Annotated in this window: 15 protein-coding genes; 7 read left to right on the top strand and 8 right to left on the bottom strand. The window is 60.5% G+C overall.

The features are described 5' to 3' along the window. The first annotated feature begins 10 nt into the window (after window positions 1-10). From LCH65_RS06715 to LCH65_RS06730, 4 genes are all read left to right on the top strand, one after another. Complete coding sequence (locus LCH65_RS06715; RefSeq protein WP_003370536.1) at window positions 11-1,036, top strand: ABC transporter permease; 1,026 nt, start codon at window positions 11-13, stop codon at window positions 1,034-1,036. A gap of 302 nt (window positions 1,037-1,338) precedes the next feature. Beyond that, window positions 1,339-1,743 (top strand): TraR/DksA C4-type zinc finger protein, encoded by a 405-nt coding sequence (locus LCH65_RS06720; RefSeq protein WP_002554078.1) that lies wholly within the window; start codon window positions 1,339-1,341, stop codon window positions 1,741-1,743. A gap of 192 nt (window positions 1,744-1,935) precedes the next feature. Next, entirely contained in the window at window positions 1,936-3,540 is a 1,605-nt protein-coding gene (locus LCH65_RS06725) for a methyl-accepting chemotaxis protein (protein WP_032609937.1), read from the top strand. Between the two features lie 270 nt (window positions 3,541-3,810). After that, window positions 3,811-5,295, top strand: coding sequence for a DUF2235 domain-containing protein (locus LCH65_RS06730; protein ID WP_058397934.1), 1,485 nt, complete (start codon window positions 3,811-3,813; stop codon window positions 5,293-5,295). A gap of 19 nt (window positions 5,296-5,314) precedes the next feature. Here LCH65_RS06730 and LCH65_RS06735 read toward each other — a convergent pair whose 3' ends face one another. Next, window positions 5,315-5,554: a DUF2789 domain-containing protein gene (locus LCH65_RS06735; protein WP_003315766.1), complete on the bottom strand. Its 240-nt coding sequence runs from the start codon at window positions 5,552-5,554 to the stop codon at window positions 5,315-5,317. A 442-nt stretch (window positions 5,555-5,996) separates the two neighbouring features. On the opposite strand from LCH65_RS06735, the gene LCH65_RS06740 reads away from it, so the two are divergent. Then, a complete protein-coding gene (locus tag LCH65_RS06740) occupies window positions 5,997-6,464 on the top strand; it encodes a hypothetical protein (RefSeq protein WP_003370542.1) in 468 nt (155 codons plus the stop codon). Window positions 6,465-6,482: 18 nt separating this feature from the next. Here the strand turns inward: LCH65_RS06740 and LCH65_RS06745 are convergent, their stop codons facing one another. The 7 genes from LCH65_RS06745 to LCH65_RS06775 form a co-directional block, all read right to left on the bottom strand. Beyond that, window positions 6,483-6,863 (bottom strand): Na+/H+ antiporter subunit G, encoded by a 381-nt coding sequence (locus LCH65_RS06745; RefSeq protein ID WP_003370543.1) that lies wholly within the window; start codon window positions 6,861-6,863, stop codon window positions 6,483-6,485. Then, on the bottom strand, window positions 6,860-7,138 hold the full coding sequence (locus LCH65_RS06750) for a K+/H+ antiporter subunit F (protein ID WP_002554071.1): 279 nt from the start codon (window positions 7,136-7,138) through the stop codon (window positions 6,860-6,862). The genes LCH65_RS06745 and LCH65_RS06750 overlap by 4 nt, the downstream gene beginning before the upstream one ends. Next, window positions 7,135-7,623 carry a Na+/H+ antiporter subunit E gene (locus LCH65_RS06755; RefSeq protein ID WP_003370544.1) on the bottom strand — a complete coding sequence of 163 codons (489 nt, stop codon included), beginning with the start codon at window positions 7,621-7,623 and terminating at the stop codon, window positions 7,135-7,137. Before LCH65_RS06755 ends, LCH65_RS06750 begins: the two co-directional genes overlap by 4 nt. Then, window positions 7,620-9,305, bottom strand: a complete 1,686-nt coding sequence (locus LCH65_RS06760) for a monovalent cation/H+ antiporter subunit D (protein WP_003436395.1) — start codon at window positions 9,303-9,305, stop codon at window positions 7,620-7,622. Before LCH65_RS06760 ends, LCH65_RS06755 begins: the two co-directional genes overlap by 4 nt. Then, window positions 9,302-9,646, bottom strand: a complete 345-nt coding sequence (locus tag LCH65_RS06765) for a Na+/H+ antiporter subunit C (protein ID WP_002554068.1) — start codon at window positions 9,644-9,646, stop codon at window positions 9,302-9,304. The genes LCH65_RS06760 and LCH65_RS06765 overlap by 4 nt, the downstream gene beginning before the upstream one ends. Continuing rightward, entirely contained in the window at window positions 9,646-12,564 is a 2,919-nt protein-coding gene (locus LCH65_RS06770) for a monovalent cation/H+ antiporter subunit A (protein WP_226439243.1), read from the bottom strand. Before LCH65_RS06770 ends, LCH65_RS06765 begins: the two co-directional genes overlap by 1 nt. Window positions 12,565-12,759: 195 nt before the next feature. Further along, window positions 12,760-13,695: a DMT family transporter gene (locus LCH65_RS06775; RefSeq protein ID WP_044308566.1), complete on the bottom strand. Its 936-nt coding sequence runs from the start codon at window positions 13,693-13,695 to the stop codon at window positions 12,760-12,762. Between the two features lie 111 nt (window positions 13,696-13,806). Here LCH65_RS06775 and LCH65_RS06780 point away from each other — a divergent pair, with 111 nt between their 5' ends. Together LCH65_RS06780 and LCH65_RS06785 are read left to right on the top strand one after the other, a co-directional pair. Further along, entirely contained in the window at window positions 13,807-14,376 is a 570-nt protein-coding gene (locus LCH65_RS06780) for an XRE family transcriptional regulator (protein WP_096120300.1), read from the top strand. Between the two features lie 42 nt (window positions 14,377-14,418). After that, the gene (locus LCH65_RS06785; protein WP_072366941.1) at window positions 14,419-15,822 is read left to right on the top strand and encodes an FAD/NAD(P)-binding protein; all 1,404 of its coding nucleotides are present in this window, start codon (window positions 14,419-14,421) and stop codon (window positions 15,820-15,822) included. The last annotated feature ends 118 nt before the right edge of the window (window positions 15,823-15,940 follow it).

Below are 15,940 nucleotides of genomic sequence, written 5' to 3' on the forward strand. Positions count from 1 at the left end.
GGAAACGAACATGAGCGACGCGATTCTGCAAAATAAACCGGCCATGACGCCGACCCGAAGCAAACGGCGGCTGCCCACCGAACTGAGCATCTTTCTGGTGCTGATCGGCATCGGCCTGATCTTTGAACTGTTCGGCTGGATCGTCCGTGATCAGAGCTTCCTGCTCAATTCCCAGCGTCTGGTACTGATGATCCTGCAGGTGTCGATCATCGGCTTGCTGGCCATTGGCGTGACTCAGGTGATCATCACTACAGGCATCGATCTCTCGTCGGGCTCGGTACTTGCACTTTCAGCGATGATTGCCGCGAGCCTGGCACAAACCTCCGACTTCTCCCGGGCGGTGTTCCCGTCGCTGACCGACCTGCCGGTGTGGATTCCGGTCGTTGTCGGTCTCGGGGTCGGGCTGCTGGCGGGCGCCATCAATGGCAGCATCATTGCCATAACCGGCATTCCGCCGTTCATTGCCACGCTGGGCATGATGGTCTCTGCGCGCGGTCTGGCACGCTTCTATACCGAAGGTCAGCCGGTGAGCATGCTCTCCGACTCGTACACGGCCATCGGCCAGGGCGCGATGCCGGTGATCATCTTTCTGGTGGTGGCGGTCATCTTTCATATTGCCCTGCGTTACACCAAGTACGGCAAATACACCTACGCCATTGGCGGCAACATGCAGGCGGCACGTACTTCGGGCATCAACGTCAAGCGCCATCTGGTGATTGTCTACAGCATCGCCGGGCTGCTGGCCGGGCTGGCGGGTGTGGTTGCCTCGGCGCGGGCGGCAACCGGGCAGGCCGGGATGGGCATGTCCTACGAGCTGGACGCGATTGCCGCTGCGGTCATCGGTGGCACCAGCCTTTCCGGAGGGGTCGGGCGGATCACCGGTACGGTGATCGGTGCGCTGATCCTCGGCGTGATGGCCAGCGGTTTCACCTTTGTCGGTGTGGACGCCTATGTTCAGGACATTATCAAAGGCTTGATCATTGTCGTGGCCGTGGTAATCGATCAATATCGCAACAAGCGCAAGACCAAGCGCTGATTCAATCACCTGCAGCAAAGGGCCTTTCAAGGCCCTTTTGTGCGTTGGAGTTTGCAGGAACCGATTCGCTGTCAGTGGGTCAGAGCCTCATCAAGCAACCTGCTGGTCAGGTCTTTCGCCCGCATTTCAAGGGTTTTACGGTATTCGCTGTACAAAAATCCTTCAATTGTGTTGCCGAGCCCGCTAGCCGGCCTTAGACTGCCGCCCCTCGTAAATTGAGTGCCAGGTGGCGCTTGGAGATTATTGGTTTGAACGGCAACGTCAGGCCGCTCCTCAATGCACGTTTTTTTATAGAGAAATAAATGACAAAGGAAAAGTTGCTGGCCATGCCGGCCGATGACTACATGAACGCCGAGCAGCACGCTTTCTTCGTCGAGCTGTTGCAGGGCATGAAGGTCGAGATCCATGAGCGTATCGAGCAGAGCCGCATTGCGATCGAGAGCCTGGACACGCCTGCCGACCCGGCTGACGCCGCTTCGGTCGAAGAAGAGCGTCACTGGCTGGTCAACGTGATCGATCGCGACCAGCGCATGCTGCCACAGTTGGAAATGGCCCTTTCGCGTATTGCCGACGACACCTTCGGCTGGTGCGACGACAGCGGCGAGCCAATCGGCCTCAAGCGCCTGCTGATCAGCCCGACCACCAAGTATTGCATCGAAGCGCAAGAGCGCCACGAGCAGATCGACAAGCACCAGCGCCAGGCCTGATACGCAGGCAACAGCGACTGAGTGACCAGACCGGGAGGCAAGCAATTGCCTCCCGGTTTTGTTGTGCCCGGGATTTGTCGAAAACGCGTTGATCGCCATCGCTCGGTCGCTACGACCAACAGCGCATGGCACAAGGCCGTTATCTGGCGTTTAATAGTGTCATAACGACAATGACAGACGGGGTGACGCAGCATGGCCGAGAACCTATCCATGGCAGCCGGATTACCGCTGGCCGATACGCCCGACGCTGCATCGAGGTGGTGGGTGCCAGCGGTGCAGAGCGTAGTCCTGTGCCTGCTGTTCGCCGCCATGAGCGTTGCAGGTCTGTCGCTGTATGTCGTCGTTCCCCTGGCGCTGCTGGTGGTCTGGTTGCCGCGCCTGGTGCGCAGCAGGCAAGTGCTGCCAGGCAGCGCGGTGGGCGACAGCGATATCGCTTTGCTGACTCGCGACCTGTCGCGCACCACCAGTCATAACGCGCTGTCCGCGGCCCAAGTGGCCTTTTCCGTTGGTCGGCTGGCTGGCAAGGTGCAATCGCAACTGGGGGCTGCCGAACAGATCGTCAGCAGTGCCGAGCAGATGATCGCCACCGAGCAACAGACGGCCCAGTTGAGCCAGCAGGCATTGGTTGCTGCCAGCGAGGCGCGGCAGCGCAGCGAATCGGGTAGCAGCGTGCTGAATGAGTCCATCGAGCGCATGCACCACCTGAGCAAGCGTGCCGTCGGCAGCCGTGAGCTGATCGAGGCACTCAGCCAGCGCAGCGAAGAGATCCAGCGTGTGACGCTGGTCATTCAGTCGATTGCCAGCCAGACCAACCTGCTGGCGCTCAACGCCGCCATCGAAGCGGCGCGGGCTGGCGAGCACGGACGCGGTTTCGCGGTGGTTGCCGACGAAGTCCGTGGTCTGGCCGGCCGCACTGCCAGTGCCACGGGCGAGGTCGGGCAGATGGTGGCGGATATCCAGCAGCGCACCGCACAAGTCGTGGAGCAAATTCGCGAGCTGTCGGCCGATCTGGACGTGGGTGTCGAGCAGGTCGAGCTGACCGGCGAGCACCTGGGCAATATCGCCCGGCTTGCGGTCGAGCTGGAAAGCCAGGTCGGCGAAATCGCGCAGGGCGCGAGGAGCAATCAGGATCAATTGGCGAGCCTGTTCGACGCTGTCGAGCATATGCGCAGTGATCTTGCCGTCAGCGATGAGCAGACCCGGCAACTGGCCAAGGCCGCAGTGCAGATGGAGGGGCAGGCCGAGACCATCAGCCAGCGCCTGGCGCAGGTCGGTCTGGATGAATACCACCAGCGCATTTACGACCTGGCTCGTGAAGGCGCACGCATGATCAGCGAAAAGTTCGAGGCCGATATCGAACAGGGGCGGGTCAGCCTTGATGACCTGTTCGATCGCAATTACAAACCCGTTGCCAATACTTCGCCCACCCGCTTTACAACGCGTTTCGACCGTTACACCGATCAGGTATTGCCCGCACTGCAGGAGCCGCTGCTGTCGCGCCATGAAGGTCTGGTATTTGCCATCGCCTGTACGCAACAGGGCTATGTGCCGACGCACAACAACGCCTTCAGCCAGCCTTTGACGGGTGATGCGACGGTGGATAACGCGCGTAATCGAAGCAAGCGCAAGTTCGATGACCGTACCGGCATTCGCTGTGGCAGCCACCAACAGCCGGTCCTGCTGCAAACCTACACGCGAGACACCGGCGAACTGATGCACGACCTGTCCGTGCCGATCATGGTCAACGGACGACACTGGGGTGGTCTGCGCCTGGGGTACAGGCCGCAAGGCCGTTGATACGGCTAACCGATCATTCGGGTTGGCAACGGGGCTGGCCTGTTAGTTGGTTTTCATTGAAAGAGTGCATCAGAAAGTTATCAGTGCGTGTGTGTAGGGTTTTATTTATAAGTAATAAAGTCATGACTATAGAAGTCGTAGGAAAGGTCTGAAAAGGCGCAACATGGCTTGACTGCTCACTGTCTTTAAGCAAGCTGTTTAAATCAACGTTATTTACGTTTTGATTTAAGTGCGGCCTTTTCCTGGCTTGCCTCTAGGGACGGAAAAGTTATGAGCGATAAATGGAGTTTCCAACAGTCAGCAGCCCTTTCAGATGTGGTGACACGCCGCGTCACGGCGCGGGTAGGCATTTTCTTCGATGGGACGGGAAATAACCGGGTCAACAGTCAGATCGGTGCCGACTGCCAGGCATTGATGGAGATCAATGCGGGGCAGCACATTAAAGCGTGTGCGGGTCGTCATGTTCAGCCTGGCAGTAGTTACAGTAATGATCCGAGCAATATAGCCAGACTGGTCGATATCTACCGCCTGCAACCTGTTGCCGAAAATGACGGTGAAGGCCTGAAGGTGTATTACCCGATCTATATAAGTGGCGCCGGCACTACTTCCGGTGGCCGTGATTCGGTATGGCCGGGGCAGAGTTTTGGCCGCGGGGCCACCGGCGTGATATCCAAGGTGGAAAACGCATTCAAAAAGCTGAAGTCGGTATTGAACGCGTTCCCCCGCGACAACCCCGATTGTGTGCTGGATGCGCTGGAACTGGACGTGTTCGGTTTCAGTCGAGGTGCAGCGTCGGCCAGGCATCTGGTCAATGAAATCCTCAAGCAGCGTTCGGGCATGCTCGAGCCGATACTCGAAAGCCGCAGGGTCAGGTTGAGCGACAGTTTCAGCTGGAGCAACGGCAGCGTACGGCTCAAGGTTATCGGTCTGTTCGACACCGTGGCGGCCATAGGCAGCTTCAAGGACATGGGCAATACCCGCGATGCGAGCAACAGGAGGGTCAATCTGTACCTGCCTCCGGGGTGTGCGCAGCAGGTGTTGCATCTGGTGGCTCGCGATGAGTCACGGCGCAACTTTGCGTTGAACAGCGTCCTGCCCGTGTGGCCCAGAGAAATCGTTCTGCCCGGTGCACATTCCGATATCGGTGGGGGTTATCCTCCACAGATGGAAGAAAGCGTACTGCTCACGCGCCCCCGTAGCAGCGTGGTAAGCCGTGACAGTTCCTGCGAGGCGGCACCGAGCTGGAAGGAGGCACAGGCTGAGTTAAACCGGATGAACCGCGATCACTGGATCGACCCGCTCGACAGCCAGGCCTGGCTGAGGGTTCAGACATGCGAGAGCAAGTGTTATTCGTGCAGGAAAAGCTTGAATGGCATGAGTACGGTCGCTGCCGCAGTGGGCATGAGCCGCCAGGTATTTGGCCATCTGTCGAGGGTGTCGTTGCTGGTCATGCACACACTGGCGTGTGATGAGGGCGTGCCTTTCAATCCGGTGCCACTGACACCTGAATTCCAGCTGCCTCCCGAACTCGAGAACATCTCTACCCGGTTGATCGACTATGCGCGAGGCGGGCCTTACTTGCTGGACAGTCATGAAGAGGCATTACTGCGCTGGCGCTACATCCATCAGTCCGCGCACTGGAATGCAGTGGTTGGCAGAGTAGGTACGTTAGGCGACGCTGTTTTCGTCCACGCACCCCAGCCAGGCGGCCGGATATTGCATCCCAATATCGGCCAGCCCGGTTATCCGCAATAGGCCTCAACGCCCGAGTGGCTCACTCGGGCTTTTTGTGAAGACGCACGTTCAGCTCGTCGACCACCATCGCCCATTCGGCATCTTCGTGCAGTTGTTCCTTGAGAAAGTCAGACTGACGCGGCGTCCAGAATTCTGCGTCGATCAGTTTGACGTCGTCGGGCAGAGGATGGCTGGCGATAAACTTTTCGATGCTTTCATCATCGGAATCCAGCGCCAATTGGGCGAACAGGTCGTTGATGGTAGTTGTAGTCTGTTCCATGTCATCTCCTCGCCGGGGGATATCCCCGTATTCATCAGTTCTTATGGGAGTGGTGGGCACAGGCAAGAGTTCGATGCATTTGGCTGTGGAGAAAAGATGGCTTTTTTTGCAACGGCTATAAATGATATGTTTCTGCTATCGCAGGATGCACCCAACGCAGGCTGGAACCCGTCCAGCCTTTGCGCCGTGCCCGGGCTGACTGCAATTTTCAGGGCATCAGCGCTGCTGTGACACTGCTGTGTACAAAAGGTATATATCCCGTAGCTGCCATGAGCCGGTAGAATCCGCCACCCGCCTGCACAAGGTTTGCGGCGGCGCTGTCTGCGCTTCTGCGTGCAGCATGCCGGAAAATCTCCGGCCACATGAAGCGGTCTATGGACGAATCACTTTCTCGACTGCCCTGACATCAGGCAGCCTCATTTCATGTTTGAGGGTTTGTACTTTGGCTGTAAGTAATCTGGATACCCATGCCTTGTTCGTGCTCGGCGACCTCCGTGCACAGTTGGTCAAGCAGTTCCAATCCCGTTTTGTCTACATCACCGAACAATCAGCCGAAGGCATCTATATCGCTGAAATCGACACCGAAACCGCACTGGTAGTCGACGATAAACCTCGCCTTGAGCTCAAGGTGGGCGACCATTTCCGCGCTTCTGTTCTGCCCAGTCGCGAGGGCGGCAAGCTCGAATTGAAATTCCGTGAAATCAAGACCACCGTGTACGGGCTGGGCGAATATGCCTTCGTCGACGTCCCCGAAGGTCACGGTATCGTGTTCAAGGAAGGTCAGACCGTATTCATGGTCTTCGCTGCGCAAGAGCAACTGCAGATCGGCATGAGCAAGCTTCTCAAAGGCGCGGTCGGCAAGGCCGCCAAATGGCGCAAGGGCGAGCTGACCTTCAAGGCCAGCGAGTAACACTGGCCAGGCGTCGGTTCAGCCGCCTGTCGATTCTCCGTTGCCGGCACCGCTGCTGACTTCCGCGGGCACGTCGTCACCGGCCATGCGCTTGCGGAACAGCGCCGTGCGCGCCAGCAGCAGGGTGGTCACCGGTACCGTGATCGCCAGCAATACCGGGATCAGCCAGGCGTGGATCACCGGTTCCGACTTCAGCGCCGAGAAGTAGATGATCGACGCCAGCGCAACGCACCAGGCGCCCAGCGTCGATGCCAGGGCGGGCGGGTGCATGCGCTGGAAAAAGTCCTTGAGGCGCAGCAATCCCAGAGCACCGGTCAAGGCGAACAGGCTGCTGGCGATCAGCAGCCCGGCGGTCAGTATTTCCACCCAGAAGGGCACTGTATTCGGCAGTCCGGTCATTCGATCACTTCTCCGCGCAGCAGGAACTTGGCCAGAGCGAACGAGCCCACGAAGCCGAACAGGGCAATCAGCATGGCCGCTTCGAAATACGTGTCACTGGCGTAGCGAATGCCAAGCACCAGCATCATCAGCATGGCAATGATGTACAGATAATCCAGCGCCAGCACCCGGTCTTGCGCCGAAGGCCCCTTGAGCAAGCGCAGCAGGGTGATCACCATCGCCAGAGCGAAGATCAGCAGGCTGATCAGGATGGCGTTGTCGAGCAGTGCACTCATTGAAAGATCTCCATCAACGGTCGCTCATAGGTGGTTTTGAAGTGCTCGATGAATTGCGCTTCGTCCTCCAGATCGAAGACATGCATCAGCAGCACGCTGCGATCCAGTGCCAGCTCCGACCACACCGTTCCGGGTACTACCGTGGTGACCATCGCCAGCGCGGCCAGGCCGTGGGCGTCGTGCAGGTCCAGTGGAATGCGTACGAAGGCCGAGCGTGGCGGACGGCTTTCGAGCCGCCAGACGCTCAGGCCGACCTGCACATTGGAGATCACCACGTCGCGTCCCACCCGCCATAAGAACTTCAGGATCGTACCTGGTTTGCGAATACGTACCGGCAGCGGGCGCAGCGGGGCCATCAATACGGGGGCGAGAAACCCCAGCACCGCGCCCAGCAGCAAGTGACCGGGGCTGATCGACAGGTTCAATACCAGCCACAGCAGCCAGAGTGCCAACGAGAGGAGCGGGGCGGGAAACAGGCGCTTCATGGTTGCCCCTCCGGATCGACTTCCCGACTGGTGGGGCCGGGTATCGGGCGTGTGGCGAGCACTGACTGCACATACTGTTTGGGCTCATGCAGCGCTGCGGCGGTGTCCTGGGTATAGCGCAGCAAGGGCTCGGCCTTGAAGGTCAGCGCGATGCACAGACCCAGAAGGATGATGATCGGCAGGCATTCGTTGCGGCGCAGCATCGGCGAAGGGCGCTCGTGTGGCGTCCAGAAACGTTGCGTGCCGAGCCTCGAGAAAGCGATAAGCGACGCCAGCCCGGAAAAGATCAGCAGGCCGATCAGCATCCAGGCCTGGGTCGAAAGCGCTTCGTCCTGCGCGACGTCCAGCCCCAGCGGGTTCATCAGGGCGCTGAGCAATGTCAGCTTGCCGATGAACCCGGAGAGCGGCGGCATGCCGATGATCAGCAAGGCGCAGACGATAAAACTCAGGCCCAGAAAGGCCATGGTCATGGGAATGACCTGACCGACCACGACCTTCTGTTCGTCGTCCAGGTTGGTGCCGGGCGGCGGATGCAGAGACTCCAGGGTACGAGGCAATTGATCCACATCGTATTCCAGAGGGATCTCGTTGGCCGAGCGGGAGCGTTCGATCAGCTCGCCCAGGAGAAACATGGCACTCAGCGCCAGCGTCGAACTGACCATATAGAACAGCGCACCCGAGGTCAGGCTTGGCTGGGCGAAACCCACGGCAGACAGCAGAATGCCCGCTGACACCAGTATGCTCAGGCTGGCAAGGCGTTCCAGACGCTGGGCGGCGATGATGGCGATGGCTGCAGTGAAAATCGTTGCCATGCCGCCATAGATCAGCCAGTCGCCGCCGAAGAATGCCGATGCACCGGCCTGGCCGGAAAACAGCAGCGTCCACAGGCGCAGCAGGGTGTAGATCCCCACTTTGGTCATGATCGCAAACATCGCCGCCACCGGCGCGCTGGCTGCCGAGTAGGCAGGGACCAGCCAGAAGTTGAGCGGCCACATGCCGGCCTTGGCCAGGAACGCCGTGGCCAGAATCGCAGCACCCGCATGCAGCAGGCCCAGATCGGACTCCGCCACCTGCGGGATCTTGATGGCCAGATCGGCGAAGTTCAGCGTGCCGGTCACCCCGTAAATCAACGCAGCACCGATCAGAAACAGCGACGAAGCCAGCAGGTTGATCGAAATGTAATGCAGGCCCGTCGATACTCGTGCCCGGCCGGAGCCGTGCAGCATCAGGCCGTATGACGCTGCGAGCAGTACTTCGAAAAACACGAATAGGTTGAACAGATCAGCAGTCAGGAACGCACCGTACAGCCCCATGAGCTGGATCTGGAACAGCGCATGGAAACTGGCACCGGCCCTGTCCCAGCGAGCCAGCGCGAACAGCAGGGCGCAGACACCGACAATCCCGGTCAGCACCAGCATCATCGCTGACAGGTGGTCCACCACCAGTACGATGCCGAACGGCACGCCCCAGTTGCCCGGCAGATAGACACCGATCGAGCCGCTGCTGCCGCTGTGTTGTACCCAGAGGAACAGCACCACGGAAATACCCAGCCCGAAGATGCTGGAAAACAGATTGATACGGCCCTTGAGAGGCCGGTGCTTTTCGCCCAGCCAGAGCATCAGCCCGGCGGTCAGCAGCGGCAGCAGGATGGGCGCGATGATCAGTTGATTCATCCCGCTCATGCCTTGGGCTCCCGGCCATCTACATGGTCGGTGCCGGTCAGGCCTCTGGAGGCGAGCAAGACCACCAGAAACAGCGCGGTCATGGCGAAGCTGATGACAATCGCGGTGAGCACCAGCGCCTGTGGCAACGGGTCGGTGTAATTGAGCAGGTCCTGAGGAATACCGTCCTTGATGATCGGCTCTCTGCCGATGAACAGGCTGCCCATACTGAAGATGAACAGGTTGACCCCGTACGACAGCAGGCACAGCCCCATGACCACCTGAAAGGTACGTGGCCTGAGGATCAGCCAGACGCCGGAGGCGGCCAGCACGCCGATGGCAATTGCAATGACTTCTTCCATCAGAGGATTCCTTGCGGGTTGGCGACAGGCTTGGGCAGTTGCGTCGGCCGATGGCTACGCACCGACTGGTGCGCCAGTGCGGTGAGAATCAACAGCGTCGAGCCGACCACCACGGCGTACACGCCGACATCGAAGAACAGCGCGCTGGCGATGTGAATATCCCCCAGGATCGGCAAGTTGACATGAGCGGTGTGGGTGGTCATGAACGGATAACCCAGCAGCATCGAGCCCGCGCCGGTCAGCACTGCGCACAACAGGCCTGTGCCCATCCAGCGTAACGGTCGCAGGCTCATTTGCGCCTCGACCCACTGGGTGCCTGCCACCATGTATTGCAGGATGAACGCCACCGACATCACCAGCCCGGCAACAAACCCGCCGCCAGGCTGATTGTGACCGCGGACGAACAGGTACATCGAAATAATGAAGGCAATCGGCAGCAGCAATCGAACCAGTGCTGCCGGCACCATCATGAAACCGAGCGCGGTATCGCTGGCGCTGCGCGGGTTGACCAGATCCGTCACCACGTCACGGGCCAGCAGGCGCTGCTGGGCGGGCAGCAGAATGCTTTCCTTCGGTGGGCGGAAGCGTCGCAACAGGGCGAACACTGTCATGGCGACCGCCGCCAGCACGGTGATCTCGCCAAACGTATCGAAGCCGCGAAAATCCACCAGCATCACGTTGACCACATTGGTGCCGCCGCCCTGGGGCAACGCGCGACTCAGGTAGAAGGACGAGATGGCGTTGGGCGTCTGGCGGGTCAGCATGGCGTAGGAGAGTATCGCCATGCCCAACCCCACGAGCACCGCCAGGCCGAAGTCGCGTATGCGCCGGGTGCGGGCACGCAGGCGTGCGCTGAGCGGAGCGACATCTTCGTTGCGTCGCGGCAGCCAGCGCAGACCGAGCAGGATCAGCACCGTGGTCACCACCTCCACGACCAGTTGCGTCAGTGCCAGATCAGGCGCCGAGAACCAGACGAAGGTGATGCAGGTCATCAGACCGCACACGCTGACCATCACCAGTGCTGCCAGACGGTGATATTTACCCTGCCATGCCGCGCCTATGGCGCAGGCAATCGCGATGAGCCATAGCGTGACAAACACCCCGGAGCCCGGAATCTTCGGTCGGTCGCCCCAGGTCAGGCCGCTGAAATACATCGGAATGAAACCGCCCAGTACCGCCGCGAGCACCAGCAGAAACAGTTGTGGCTGCAGGCGGCGAGTGCTGACCTTGCGTTCGAAACGGCGCGCCCAGTGCATCATCACAACCTGACTGCGCTCGAAAAAGCGCTTGCCGTTGAGGCGTCCCACCAGTGGCGGGGCGGTGATGCGCTCGTGCTTGAGCGGCTTGCGCAGCAACAGATACAGAATGATACCGCCGGCCATCGCCACCAGGCTCATGACCATTGGCAGGTTCCAGCCGTGCCAGATCGCCAGGCTGTATTCGGGCAATGTTCCACCGACTACCGGACGCGCAGCGGCGGCGAGCAGGGGGGCGACCGATTGCGCCGGGAAAATCCCCACCACCAGACACGTCAGGACCAGCAGTTCGACCGGTGCACGCATCCAGCGCGGCGGTTCGTGCGGCAGGTGCGGCAGATCCTTGGCCGCCGGACCGAAAAACACATCGACCGTGAAGCGCAGCGAATAGGCAACGCTGAAGATCCCGGCAATGGTCGCGATCACCGGCAAGGCAATCTCGACCCAGGCTGTGGCGGAAATGAACACGGTTTCGGCAAAGAACATTTCCTTGGACAGGAAGCCGTTGAGCAGCGGTACGCCGGCCATCGACGCGCTGGCGACCATCGCCAGTGTCGCGGTGTAGGGCAGCAGCCTTACCAGGCCACTGAGACGCCGGATATCGCGTGTTCCGCTCTCGTGGTCGATGATACCGGCGGCCATGAACAGCGACGCCTTGAAGGTCGCGTGGTTGAGAATATGGAACACCGCAGCCACCGCAGCCAGCGGGCTGTTGAGGCCGAGCAGCAGGGTGATCAGGCCCAGATGGCTGATGGTCGAGTAGGCCAGCAGACCCTTGAGATCATTCTGGAAGATGGCGGCGTAGGCGCCGAGAATCAGTGTGCAGGCCCCCGCGCCACTGACGATCCAGAACCATTGCTCGGTGCCGGACAGCGCCGGCCACATACGCGCCAGGAGGAAGACCCCGGCCTTGACCATGGTCGCCGAGTGCAGATACGCCGACACCGGCGTGGGCGCGGCCATCGCGTGCGGCAGCCAGAAATGGAACGGGAACTGGGCGCTTTTGGTCAGCGCGCCGATCAGAATCAGGGTCAGTAACACCGGGTACAGGGCATGCGCACGAATCGCGTCGCCGGAGGCCAGGACACGGTCCAGGTCGTAACTGCCGGCCACATGGCCGAGGATCATCATGCCGGCCAGCAGCGCCAGACCGCCTGCGCCGGTGACCATCAGCGCCATGTACGCGCCGCGTCGGGCATCGGCCCGATGGTGCCAGTAGCCGATCAGCAGGAACGAGAACAGGCTGGTGAGCTCCCAGAAAAACACGATCTGAATCAGATTGCCGGACATCACCAGTCCGAGCATGGCGCCCATGAAAGCCAGGAAAAACGCGAAGAAACGCGGCACCGGATCGTCCGGCGACATGTAGTAGCGGGCGTACAGCGAGACCAGCGCACCGATGCCCAGCACCAGCATCGAGAACAGCCAGGCGAAGCCGTCGATGCGCAGCACGAAGTTCATGCCCAGGCTTGGCAGCCAGAAATACTCTTCACGAATCACGCCGCCGTCGGCGATCTGCGGGAACCACAAGGCCATCTGCACGGCGCCGATGAGGGCGATCAGACCGGCCAGAAACGATTCCGCGTTACGCGCGTTGTGCGGCAAAAAGGCCGCCAGACAGCTGCCGATGAAAGGCAGAAGCAGTAGAACTATCAGGGACATAGACTTCTAATCTGCAGGGGAATGTCAAGCATCATACGTGCCAGACACTCCGATACCAAAGGGACGGTTTCCGAAATTTCCTACAAAAAGTGTCTGCTTTTTTAATTCGGTAAATAATTGCTTCTGATGCGGTGATATGTCGTTGGAACAGTTTCGAAGAAACAAGGTGGTTGACGGTCTGCAATTAAGCACGGTTCATTCAGCTTCGCGCACGCCTCGCTGCTGTTGCTCTTCGTCGACGACGTTCTGTTCGGCGCGCGGAGAACGCCGCTTCATTTCGCTGACGATCACCCCGGCCACAATCAATGCCGCGCCCAGCAGGGCGATGCCCGGCAAACGTTCGCCGGCGAGTCTTCCGACAATCCCGGCCCAGACCGGTTCACCGGCATAAATCACGGTGGCGCGGGTAGGCGAAACACTTTTCTGTGCCCAGTTCATGGCAATCTGGATCGCCGCACTCATGGTCCCAAGTCCCACGGCACTGAGCACCAGCAACCAGGAAAAATCCGGCAAGTGTTCCTCGGTTGGAACGATCATCAGAAATGCCAGCGCTGAAGCAGTTGCCAGTTGCACCACCGTGACTCGACGCACATCGACCTCACCGGCATAGGCGCTGATCATGATGATCTCGGCGGCAATGGCCACCGTGCTGATCAGCGTCACGATTTCGCCGGAACTGAGTTGCAGGGATGCGCCTTGCGGCCCCGCTACCAGCATCAGCCCGGTGAAAGCCAGGATGATGCCCAGTGTCGGCATCAATCCTGGTCGTCGACCGAGTACCAGCCATTGCAACAAAGGCACGCAGGGCACGTAGAGTGCCGTGATGAACGCGGACTGGCTGCTGGGGATAGTCTGCAGTCCGATCGTCTGCAAACCGTAACCGAGCATGATCGCGGTGCCGATGAAGACGCCCGCCTTGAGTTCGAGGAAGGTAAGACCGCGCAGCACCTTTATTGAAAACAGCGCTACGATAAGCGCTGCGGCGGCAAAGCGCAGGCCGACGAAGAACATCGGCCCGCTGACGGTCATCGCATGCTGGACCAGCAGAAAGGTGCCTCCCCAGAGCATGGTGATCAGAATCAGTACGGCTTCTGCCTTGCTGATGCGGGGTATGCGGCTGATAGACTTCATGTCAGCTCCTGGTTCCTGTTAATTGCCATGCGCGCGGTGAAAGGCGGAACAACCTGACAGTGTTCCTGGGCTGGGCAGTATAATGCGCAACGGTTTGATGTGAGCACCTGCATGCACAAAGAAAATTCCCAGCGCCCTCCGGTGCTGCAGCACGTCAGCCAGAACGTCCGGCGTCTGCGTAACAGTGCGGACCTCAGCCAGACGGCTCTGGCGGAAAAGTCCGGAGTCAGCCGACGCATGCTGGTCGCTATCGAGGCCGGCGAAAAAAACGTCAGCCTGGCGACACTGGACCGCGTGGCCGAAGCCTTGGAAGTGGCGTTCAGCGACCTGATCCAGGCACCTGAAAATCGTGATTACAGCCGCATTAACGAGCTGGCATGGGCCGGTACGATCGTCGGCAGCAAGGCGGTACTGCTGGCCAGGGCCGTTGCCCGGCGCGAGGTGGAGTTGTGGGAATTCTGCCTGCAGCCTGGGGACGCCTATGTCTCGGAGGCCGATCCCGATGGCTGGAGTGAACAGGTCTACGTCGTCGAAGGGCATCTGACGTTGCGCTTTGCCGACCCTGCGGCCGTGCAGCAGGTCGAGGCGGGCGAGTTCTTCATGTTTCCCAGCAACCAGCCGCACCGCTACTGCAACGACGCCGATGTGCCCCTGCGCTTCGTGCGTAATGTCGTGCTCTGACCTTTCCGATTCTTTATCGCAACTCGACCGAGGCGCTGTTCGATGACTGAAGATTCCCACCAGACGGCTGACATTCTGATCATCGGCGGCGGTCTGAGCGGCACCATGCTGGCGGCGCAACTGCTGCGCAGACCGGGCCAGCGCCGAATCCTGATTATCGAAACCCGCAGCGAACTCGGCAGGGGCGAGGCCTACAGTGCGACGGAGCCGGGCCATACGCTCAATGGCAACGCTGCGCGGATGAGCGTCGATCCGGATAATCCGGATGACCTCACCCAGTGGCTGACTGACTATCTGGCCGCCGGGGGCTGGCCTGAAGCTTATGAGCAGAGGGTCCCGGTTGCCGAACTGTTTCCGCCACGCGGTGTGTTCGGGCTTTATGTTCAGCAGCGACTGCGTGAAGCCCGAAGCGCTGCTGAAGCCTTTGGCTCGACCGCCGTGCATGTGCCCGGCGAGGCAGTCGACCTGCAGGTCCATGAAGGCGGGGTCAGTGTCTCGCTGGCTGACGGCCGTAAGTTGCGCGGTAGCCGTGCCGTGCTGGCGACCGGCATGTACGCGGCTTCACGCACCCCGCGACGCGATTCGAACGAGCTGAACACGGCAGCGCTGGACCCTTGGGATGTGTCGGTGATGAAAAAGCTTGATCCGCAGTCAAAGGTGCTGATCATCGGTTCGGGGCTGACCATGGTCGATGCGCTGGTCTCGCTGGAAACGGCGGGGCACCGCGGGCCCATTCAGATTTTTTCCCGGCACGGCCTGCTGCCGCACGTTCGGCGTCAGCCGCCGGAATGGTCTGATTTTCTTGCTCAGGACCCGAGTATCCGCAGCACTCGGCAACTGGTGCGCAAAGTGCGTGAACAGTGCGAACTGGCCATCGAGAGCGGCATTGACTGGCAGGCCCCGCTGGACACCGTGCGGGCCAACGTCGGCAGGCTGTGGAATCAGGCCAGCGACCAGCAGCGCCGCCAGTTCGTCCGTCATGTAAGGCCTTGGTGGGAGAGTCACCACCATCGCTCCCCGCCGCCGAGCGCTGCGCTACTGGCGCGGCTGATCAGGCAAGGGCGGTTGAGTATTGATGCGGCCTCGCTGCAGGGCGTGGCCAGCCTGCCGTCAGGTCAGGTACAGATCAGCGTTCGTCGACGCGGGGAGAGTCAGCCGACGCAGATCACCGGCGATGCGTTGATCAACTCCACCGGTATCGAATACGACTGGCGGCGCGTGGACCGCCCGTTGCCCCGGCAACTGCTGGCACGCGGGCTGATCCAGCCCGGTCCGCTGGCACTCGGCATCGCCGCCGACGCCACTGGCGCAGTGCTCGACGCACACGGTCAGTACTCGGCACGTCTGTTCGCCATGGGCCCGCCATTGCGCGGAATGTGGTGGGAAAGCACTGCGGTGACCGACGTGGCAATTCAGGCCAAGGCGCTGGCGATGCGCTTGTCGTAAAGCGCCGCCTGCTCAGAAGAGGACGCAGAGCGTCCGGAACGGCATGCCCACGCGTAGCATGGACACGATGGTGTTCTGCCGGACAGTGATCGTTCCTCACGCTCCAGCGTGGGAATGC

Origin of the sequence: Pseudomonas sp. MWU16-30316 (assembly GCF_020515645.1) — a bacterium.
Taxonomy (GTDB): Bacteria; Pseudomonadota; Gammaproteobacteria; order Pseudomonadales; family Pseudomonadaceae; genus Aquipseudomonas; species Aquipseudomonas cerasi.